This is a genomic window from Saccharothrix hoggarensis, from assembly GCF_042678885.1.
Classification (GTDB): Bacteria; Actinomycetota; Actinomycetes; order Mycobacteriales; family Pseudonocardiaceae; genus Actinosynnema; species Actinosynnema hoggarensis.
Map to the genome: position 1 here is coordinate 1 of NZ_JBHTLK010000348.1, position 4,759 is coordinate 4,759.

A 4,759-nucleotide genomic window follows, 5' to 3' on the forward strand; every position below is an offset into this window, starting at 1 on the left:
ATCGGAGACCTGCTCGGCGCGCGGCCGCACCGGGACGACCGGCTGCCGCTGCCGGCGGACCCGGACGCGGACCAGGTGCGGACGGCGTTCGACGAGCTGGGCCGCACCGCGCACCGGCTGGTGGACGAGCTGTTCTGGTGGTGGGGGGAGCCGGGGGAGTGCGGGTGCCCCGAGGTCGTGCACCGGCTGCACGACGACGCGGTGCGCGCGCACGCCGCCGTCCTCGACCTGGAGGCCGCGCCCGACCCGATCGGCGACGGCAAGCGCCGGCGGATGTGGCGGGAGGCCGCGCAGGCGTGGCAGTCGGCGTTGAGCCACACCGGGTTCTGGTCGCACGTGCGCGCCCGCGTGCGCAGGTTGGCTGACCGGTCCATCGACTCGTCCACAGTGGACGGTCTCCGCTCGGCGTTCGGGCGGGCGCTGCTGAACCCGCAGGTCGCCCTCGCGTCCACCCACCGCGACGTCGTGCTGGTGGAGCTGCTGCGGGAGTGGCGGTTGGACGCCGACGTCGTCGCCGACGCGGTGGTCCTCGCCTCCCAGCCGCTGGTCGACCGGATGAAGGCGCTGCTCCGCGAGTTCACCGAGCTGCTGGACCGCCGCGACCTCGGCGTGCTGGGCCGGCGGGCACAGGAGGAGCTGCCCGCGTTGGCGCGACAGCTCGAACTGGCGCTGCCGCACCGGCAGAACCCCGGATCGGCCCGGCTGCGGGAACAGGCCGCGGTGCTGCTGAACAACTGCGCGCTGGCCATCGCGGACGGGGGACGGCCCGACGTGCTGCGCGTGACGGCTCTGCTGGCCGAGGCCGAGCGGCTGGCCGTGGACGCGGTCACCAAGGAGAAGGTGCACGCCAACCTGACGTACCACACGGTCCTGGCCGGCCTCACCGCCCGGACGCCGCCGACCCCGGCGCGGTCGAGGAAGCAGCCCTCGCGCGCGTCCGGCGGTTCCCGGCGCGCCGACGGGCGGTTCGCCGAGGTCGACCGGCTGGTCGCGCGGGACGCGTGGCTGAGCGCGGCCGGCGTCCTGGTGCGGATGCGCCGGGCCACCGGCGATCCCGCCGTGGTGCGGGAGATCGACGAACGGCTGCGCGAGATCCGCGCGACCCGAGCCCGCCTGGCCCGGCCTGACACGTCCCGTCGATCGGGGTACCTCGCCGGCGCGGCCGTTTTCCTGCTGCACGTGGCGTTGGTGGCGGTGTTGCTCGTGTCGCCGACCATCGGGGACTGGCCACTCTTCCTCGTCGTGATCACGGTGGGGATGCAGGCGGGCCTCGCCTCGGTCGAGGTGCGTCGGCGGTGGTTCCTCGGCGGTCCGATGCAGTGGCCGAAGGCGGCGGGCGTGCTGCTGGTGCTCGCGGGCCTCGGCGCCCTGGTCGGCGCGTCCGCGCTCGTCGGGCCGGCGACGGTGGGGCTCACGGCGGGCGCCTACCTCGTCACCTGGCTCGTCACCTCGCGCGTCTGCCGCAACGCCGCCGAGCGGAGTGACGCCCGATGAGCCGCGCGTGGCGGCGGTGGCGGGCCGAGGCGCGGCAACGACGCCACCACCGGCCGTTCCGGATCGCCGAACCGGCCTGGCACGCCGGCGACCGGGCCCGGCTGACCGCGTTCGTCACCGCCGTGACGACCGCCCTCGCCGACCGCCCCGAGCCGGGGCCGGCCGAGCCGTCGCCGGTGGAGTCGGGAACCGCCGATCCCAGGGCCGCCGATCCCAGGGCCGCCGAGCCCGGGACGGTCCAGTCCCAGACCGCGCAGCCCGGCACCGCCGAGTCCCAGACCGTCGAGTCCCAGACGGCGCAGCTTGGCCCCACCGAGCCCGGCACCGCCGAGCCGGGGCCGGCCGAGTCCGGGCTCGCCGAGGCGGCGACCAACCTGTGGCGCGCTCGACGCAAGATCGCCAAGGCGGGCGTGGACGCGTCCCGCGAGGGCAGGCAGGTCGCCCGGCTCCTGACGTCGGCGCAGGAGGCGCTGGACCGGGCCGGTGTGGTGATCCAGGACCACGACGGCCTGGCGTTCCACCCGGACCTCCTGCTGGACGTGCTGGCCTTCGCCGAGGACCCGGCGCTGACCAGGGACGTGGTGGTGGAAACGGTCCGACCGTCGGTCTACCTCGGTGACCGGCGCATCCAGAGGGGGCAGGTCGTCGTCGGCTGCCCCGAGACAGGGGGAGGAAGGTCATGAGCGACACCATCGACTTCGGCATCGACCTCGGCACGACCAACAGCGCGATCGCCCGGCTCGTCGACGGGCAGGTCACCGTGTTCAAGAGCATCGACCAGTGGGACTACACGCCGTCCGCGGTGTGGATCAACGAGCGCCGCGTGGTGCGGGTCGGCACCGCCGCCCGCATCGAGGCGATGCGGGACGTGGACAACGTCCACATGGAGTTCAAGCTGGAGATGGGCCTGGAGGGCGCCGTCCGCCGGTTCCCCGCGGCGGGCGTGGAGCTGACGCCGTCGCAGCTGTCCGCGGAGGTGCTCAAGTCGCTGCGCGCCGACGTGACCGAACGCCTGGGCGCGCCGCCCGAGGCCGCGGTGATCACGGTGCCCGCGGCGTTCCGGCTGCACCAGAACAACGCCACCAGCGAGGCCGCCGCGCTCGCGGGCTTCCGCGCGTGCCCGCTGCTGCAGGAACCGACCGCGGCCGCGTTCGCCTACGGCTTCCAGCACCAGACCACCGAGGCGTACTGGATGGTGTTCGACTTCGGCGGCGGCACGTTCGACGCGGCCATCGTGAGCACCTACGAGGGCGAGCTGCGCGTCCTCGACCACGCCGGCGACCCGCACATGGGCGGCAAGCTGATCGACTGGGCGATCGTGGAGCGCGTGCTGGCCCCGGCCGCCGCCCGCGAGCTGGGACTGGCCGACTTCACCCGCGGCAACCGGCGGTGGGCGACGAACTTCATGAAGCTGAAGCAGGCCGCGGAGCAGGCGAAGATCGCCCTGTCCCGCCAGGACGAGGTCGACGTGTCGGTGGACCTCCAGCTGGCCGACCGCCGCGAGAAGCAGTTCGACCACGTGCTGCGCCGGGACGTGGTGGAGGCGCTGGCCGAGCCGTTCTACGCGCGGGCGGTGAACCTGTGCCGGGACGCGCTGGCCAAGGCCAACCTCGGAGCGGCCGACATCGACCGGCTGCTGCTGGTCGGCGGCACGACGCTGGCGCCGTCGCTGCGGGCCAGGCTGGCCGATCCGGAGCTGGGGCTGGGCATCGCGCTCGACCACAGCCAGGACCCGACGACGGTGGTGGCCAGGGGAGCGGCGGTGTTCGCGGGAACGCTGGCGATGGAGCGGCCGACGCCCGTGCCGCTCGCCGGCGAGTTCTCCGTCGAGCTGACCTACCCGCGCACCACGAGCCTGACCGAGGTGCCCGTGGGCGGCCGGTTCGGCTCCCCGTCGTCCACTGTGGACTGGACCGGGTACCGGGTCGAGCTGGTGGCCCAACGCGCGACGTCCATGTTCCGCAGCCCGAAGATGCCGTTGGACGCGCAGGGCGCGTTCGTCGCCGAGGTGTCGTTGGCCGAGCTGGGCGCCACCACGTTCACCGTGCTGCTGACCGGCCCGCACGGGCGGGTGGAGCGCGTCACGCCCGCCGACTTCACGATCGACCGGTGGGTGAACGAGCCGGGCGGCGAGGTGCTCACCAACGGCCTCGGGCTGGCGCAGGCGGACGGCGTGCTCGCGCAGATGCTGGCCAAGGGCACGCGGTTGCCCGCGAAGGCCAGGGAGGCGTTCCGGACGACGGTCCCGCTGCGTCGCACGGACGCCGACGCGGTGATCAGCATCCCGATCGTGGAGGGCGAACGGCAACGCGCGAACCGCAACCAGCAGGTCGCCGTGATCGAGATCCGGCCCCGGGACGTGCGCCTCGACCTGCCCGAGGGCACGAAGGTGGACATCCTCTTCGAGGTGGACGAGTCGCGGCTCGTCACGGTCGTCGCCGACGTTCCCGTGGTGGACGAGCAGTTCGAGGCCATCATCGACCTGAACGCGGTCCGGGCGCCGTCGGTCGCGGCGCTGCGGGACGTGCTCGCGGAGGTCGAGCGGCGCGCGGAGGAGCTGCGGGCGTCCGCCGAGCGGTCCCTGTCGGAGCGGGCGCTGGCCCGGTTCGCGCGGCTCGACGAGGAACGGCTGCTCGCGCAGGCGGCGTCCGAGGTCTCGGCCGCGTCCGGCGACCCCGGCTCCGCGGCGTCCGCCGACGACAAGCTGCGCACCATCCAGGCGGTGCTGGACGACATCGAGTCCGACGTGCGGCTGCCGAGGGTGCTCGCCGACATGAGCGAGGCCGTGGAGGTGTGCCGGGAGCTGGTCGACCGCGTCGGCACGCCCGACGACCTGGTGGAGCTGGCCGACCTCGAACGGCGCGCCGGGCAGGCCAGGGCCGAGGAGGACGCGGACGCGGCGGAACGGGTCGTGAACCGGGCGCTGGACCTGGAACTGGTGCTGCTGCGCCGGGACGGGAGCCTCGACGTCACCGTGTTCCACTACTTCCGGGCGAACGAGCACCAGATGTCCTCGCCGCACCAGGCCAGGACGTTGATCGACCGGGGCGAGCGGGCGCTGATGACCGGCGACGCGAGCACGTTGGCCGAGGTGAACCAGCGGTTGCGCGCGTTGCTGCCCGCGACCGCCGCCGACCCGGCCACCGGCGGCGTGCGCCGTGAGCGCGGGTTCGGTGGTCGGGGATGACCGGGCCGGTCGACGCGCTGGCGCACGAGGTCCGGCTGGCGGAGGCGGCGGACCGGGCCCGTGCCGGTGACCACGCGG

Annotated in this window: 3 protein-coding genes; all 3 read left to right on the top strand. The window is 74.4% G+C overall.

The window, feature by feature from the left end:
* Positions 1 to 1,494: hypothetical protein (locus ACFQ3T_RS34355; protein WP_380729943.1), on the top strand; the 1,494-nt coding region annotated here is incomplete at its 5' end.
* Positions 1,491 to 2,177 carry a hypothetical protein gene (locus ACFQ3T_RS34360; protein ID WP_380729945.1) on the top strand — a complete coding sequence of 229 codons (687 nt, stop codon included), beginning with the start codon at positions 1,491 to 1,493 and terminating at the stop codon, positions 2,175 to 2,177. The genes ACFQ3T_RS34355 and ACFQ3T_RS34360, both read left to right, overlap by 4 nt.
* The gene (locus ACFQ3T_RS34365; protein ID WP_380729947.1) at positions 2,174 to 4,681 is read left to right on the top strand and encodes an Hsp70 family protein; all 2,508 of its coding nucleotides are present in this window, start codon (positions 2,174 to 2,176) and stop codon (positions 4,679 to 4,681) included. Before ACFQ3T_RS34360 ends, ACFQ3T_RS34365 begins: the two co-directional genes overlap by 4 nt.
* The last annotated feature ends 78 nt before the right edge of the window (positions 4,682 to 4,759 follow it).